This is a genomic window from Nostoc sp. (genome assembly GCF_036919575.1).
In the GTDB taxonomy this organism is placed as follows: Bacteria; Cyanobacteriota; Cyanobacteriia; order Cyanobacteriales; family Nostocaceae; genus Nostoc.
Genome location: NZ_JBALBY010000055.1, coordinates 1 through 4,791, shown reverse-complemented (window position 1 = coordinate 4,791; position 4,791 = coordinate 1). Strand labels below are relative to the sequence as shown.

Genomic DNA, 4,791 nt, shown 5'->3' with positions numbered 1-4,791 from the left:
GGCTCGTTTGTGGGAACAACGGCGAATAGCATTAAGTTTGCTGATGGAATAGAGTTTAGTGCGACTAATCCCGGTGCTACGCCGTTGTTGACGATCAGTGTGCCAATTGGGTTGCAAATGGGTAGCAATCCCGCATCAATCACCGTTCAAGGCACAGGACATGCCTTAACCTTAGGCTTAACCAATAATCTAGCTTCCATCACTCGCACTCCTAGTCCGACAGAACTGCGAGTACAGCCTGGAAAAACTCTGGCGTTGGTGGGTGGTAATCTAAATCTGAATGGGGCAACCCTGACTGCCGAACAAGGGCAAATTGAATTGGGCAGCGTGAGTGGCATCGGGCTAGTTAACTTGATACCAGATGCTCAGGGTTATACGCTTGGGTATGCTAATGGGCAAAGCTTTAGTGACGTTAAACTCACTGGGCGATCGCTGCTGGATGTGAGTGGGATGAATGCAGGTTCAGTTGAAATTCAGGGTAAAGAGATCCAATTTACCGATAGTTCGCTAGTGCTGGCACAAAATTTCGGTAATCTCCCTGGTGGCAACCTGCATCTTCAGGCATCGGCAGGAATCGATCTGACTGGTACAACCAGCGGAGTTCGGAGTGAAACCTTGGGGATTGGAACTGGTGGTAACATCAGCGTCATTACTCCCCAATTAAGCCTCCAGCAGGGAGCGGCATTAAGTAGCATAACCTATGGAGTATCTGCCAGTGGCAATATTCAGCTCGATGCCTTAGCGCTAGAGATATCTGGCTTCTCGCTGACCATTTTAAATGCCAGCGCTATTAACACTGGTACATTCGGTTCCGGGAGCGCAGGTAATATCTTCGTCAATGGCGATAGTTTACTAATATCTAATAGTGGAGCATTGTTTTCAGCGTCGCTGGGTGTTGGTGACAGTGGTGAAGTTATCATTCACAACATTGATACCATCATCAGGGGAAGTAGCTCCCGACCTAGCCCCACTGTAATTAGCTCAACTGCCTTCAGTAGAGGAAATGCCAAAACCATAACACTAAATACTGCCAGGTTACAACTGCTAGATGGGGGAACAATTACCACAGGCTCGTTATTTGTCGGTCATGGAGGAGATATTAGCGTAAATGCTACAGAATCCATCCAAATTAGTGGTGGCACTAAGTTAAGAAATAGCGCCATCGACTCGTCTACCATGTACCTAAACCCAACATTCCAGAAGCTACTTCGTTTGCCTAATATACTGACAGCCGATGCCGGTACGATCAGCATCACCACGCCGAACCTAACGCTGAGAGATGGCGGGACAGTCAGTGTCACCAGTCAAGGCAGTGGCAATGGTGGCAGTCTCAATATCACAGCCAATACCATCCGATTAGACCGTATTGGAAGCATCCAAGCACAAACAGAATCAGGTAATGGAGGTAATATCGCCTTAGAAGTTGGGAAGTTGTTGGTGCTGCGTGACAATAGCGCGATCGCAGCAACAGCAGGCGGTAATGGTGATGGAGGTAATATAAACATTAATGCACCGATCATCGTCGGCTTAGAAAATAGTGACATTATTGCTAATGCTTTTAATGGTAATGGCGGTAACATTAACATCACCACTCAAGGCATCTTTGGGCTGAAGTACCGCGATCGCCTCACAAGAGAAAACGACATCACCGCCAGTTCCGAATTTGGTATTAATGGTACAGTTGATATTAACAATTTTGGAGTTGACCCCAATTCCGGTTTAGTAGAATTACCAGAGAATGTCACCGACCCATCGCAGCAAATTGCTACAGGCTGCGCGGGTGGTGAAGGCAGCCGCTTTGTAGCAACGGGTCGGGGTGGAATACCGCAAAATCCAACGCAGGAAATTGGGAGCGGTCGCACTTGGTCTGATATCCGCGACATCTCTGCATACCGAAAAACTGGTGAGGTGACAGCCCAAATACCCCCAACCCCGGAAGTTCTTATCCAAGCTACTTCCTGGCATCGCAATGCTGACGGCAAAATTGAGTTAGTTGCAGATAAATCTCCTACTCAGGTGCAACAACCATTAACCTGTGCTGCTGTTCCTAAAATTTAATCATGTTATTAATCATGCCCGAAAAGGGAACTCTAACTTGAAATCAGTTAAAGGAAGTTTTTGGTATGAGAGCGATGTCTACGACGGGCTACGCCTACGCTTTTCTATCTACACTTACAACAGGCTTTTGGACTTACGGGATGGTGTTACCTGCGATACTCCTTTGGAGTCGCGGCGCGATCGCACAGGTGACATCCGATAGTACTACCAACACCATTGTTAACCAAAGTGGTAATAATTTCACAATTCTTAATGGAGTTAATAAAGGTAATAATTTATTTCACAGCTTCAGTAATTTCTCTGTGCCTACTGGTAGTTCAGCCACCTTCAATTTAATGAACACACCAAATATTACAACCATATTTAGCCGGGTTACAGGTGGAAATGTTTCCAATATTGATGGGTTAATTAGCACGCTTAATAGTAGTAATGCAGTGAGTTTGTTTTTGATGAATCCTGCGGGGATTGTGTTTGGTAAAAATGCCCGTTTGGATATTGGCGGCTCCTTTGTGGGAACGACGGCGAATAGTATTAAGTTTAGTGATGGGACAGAATTTAGTGCAGTGAATCCGACTGCGACACCGTTGTTGACAATAAGTGTGCCGATCGGCTTGCAGATGGGGCAAAATCCGGGCAATATTAGAGTCGAAGGCCAAGGTCATAGCCTGCTGCATCCCCCCTCATTTCTCGGTTCGGTAAGCCGCGATCCACTATTAAACGGTTTACGGGTGCAGCCAGGAAAAACCTTAGCGCTCCTGGGAAACGGCATTCAATTGGATGGCGGCGTTTTGATCGCTGAAAGCGGACAGGTTGAATTGGGCAGTGGGAGGGCGGGTATAGTGACTCTAGACACCACCACGCCCCATTGGACTTTCAACTATGCGGCACTGCCGACTTTCGCCGATATTCATCTCACGCGGGCATCCCTCGTAGACGCAAGTGGCAATCCTGGCGGGTCAATCCATTTGCAAGGTAAAGCGATTCAGCTTCAGGATAGTTCCGTCGTCTTGATTCAACAGCAGGGCGGACAAAATCTTCCTGGTCGCATTCAAGTCAATGCAGATTTGCTAGAACTAAGCGGCACATTGTCCAAAAAAGATCCAAGTTTAATTCTGTCGGAAAATCTGGGGAGTGGGCAGGGCAGCAATATTGAGGTTTCAGCCCGACAGATTATAGCCCGCGACGGTGGCAGACTGATCACCACGACCTTCAAAAATGGGGGGGCTGGTGGAAATCTCACCGTCAATGCGACCGAATCGATCCATCTGATTGGCTATTCACCCTTTGATGCGGTAGTGAGCAGTGGTATCTCCACACCCTCTACTAACGGAGGCGGGAGAGGAGGAGATATTATTATCAATGCTCCAGAGATACTCGTTCAGGATGGTGCTGTTATCAGCTCTAGCGTGTTCGGTGGTAACGGCGGGGGGACGCTGCACATTTACTCAGATCAAATTTCCGTAATCGGCGGGAACAAAGGTAATGGTGCTGGTTCCGCCATTTCCGCTACCTCTTTTTGGGGGGGATCTGCAAGGACGATCGATATTCAGACTGGGCGACTCCTGCTCAGGGGGGGTGGTGTGATCTCCAGCAGCACCTCCGGGGCCAGCAACGCCGGTAACCTCACCATTCAAGCCCGTGAATCTGTTGAAGTTGATGGAGCGGGCTCATCGGGGTCGCTGCCGAGTCGAATTACGGCTTCTGGGCAGCAGCCGCCAGGACGGTTCCAGCAAATTTTTGGGTTACCCCCATTGCCCAGTGGGAATGGGGGCAACTTATCCATTACAGCGCCCAGCATTCAAGTGCGGAATCAGGGGTATATTGCAGCAGACAATTTGGGTAGTGGTGATGCGGGAAGCTTAACTCTGAATGCAAACGCGATCGTGTTAGATCAACAAGGTCAAATCAAAACCTCCACCACGGTTGGACAAGGGGGCAATATGGAAATCACGGCACGGGATGTATTGCTCCTGCGCCACAATAGTTTGATTAGTTCCAAGTCCGGTGGACAGGGGAATGGCGGCAACATCACGATCGATTCGCCCATCATTGTAGGTTTAGAAAACAGTGACATTATTGCCAATGCTTTCCAAGGTAATGGCGGTAACATCAACATCACCACCCAAGGCTTATTCGGACTCAAATACCGCGATCGCCTCACACCTGATAGTGACATCACCGCCAGTTCCGAATTTGGTATTAACGGTACAGTTTATATTAACAATTTTGGAGTTGACCCCAATTCCGGTTTAGTAGAATTACCAGCAAATGTCACCGACCCATCGCAGAAAATTGCTACAGGCTGCGCGGACGGTGAAGCTAGTCGCTTTGTAGCAACGGGTCGGGGTGGAATACCGCAAAATCCCCTTCAACAAGTGACGAGCGATGTCTATGACGGGCTACGCCTACGCACTTGGTCTGATATCCGCGATATCTCTGCATACCGCAAAACCGGGCAAGTCACGGCACAAATACCCGAATCTCCAGAGGTTCTTGTCCAAGCTACTTCTTGGCATCGCAACGCCCAAGGCAAAATTGAGTTAGTTGCAGATAAATCTCCTAGCTATGTGCAGCAATCATTAACCTGTGCTGCTGTTCCCAAAACTTACAGCTATTTTCAGGTAGAATAGACCACGCGGTAGGGGCACAGCAATGCTCATTGGTGTCAACTTAAGCAAAAAGTCAGCATAAGATGTAATCTAAGAACATTGCAATTGATGTTCTTAGTGATAC

The 4,791-nt window shown here is 48.1% G+C and carries 2 protein-coding genes; both read left to right on the top strand.

Features of this window, described 5'->3' with window-relative positions; translation table 11 throughout:
• Positions 1–2,058, top strand: a 2,058-nt coding sequence (locus tag V7K27_RS15470) for an S-layer family protein (protein ID WP_334948631.1), incomplete at its 5' end; no start/stop codon positions are given.
• A 65-nt stretch (positions 2,059–2,123) separates the two neighbouring features.
• Entirely contained in the window at positions 2,124–4,688 is a 2,565-nt protein-coding gene (locus V7K27_RS15465) for an S-layer family protein (RefSeq protein WP_334948629.1), read from the top strand.
• Positions 4,689–4,791: the final 103 nt, after the last annotated feature.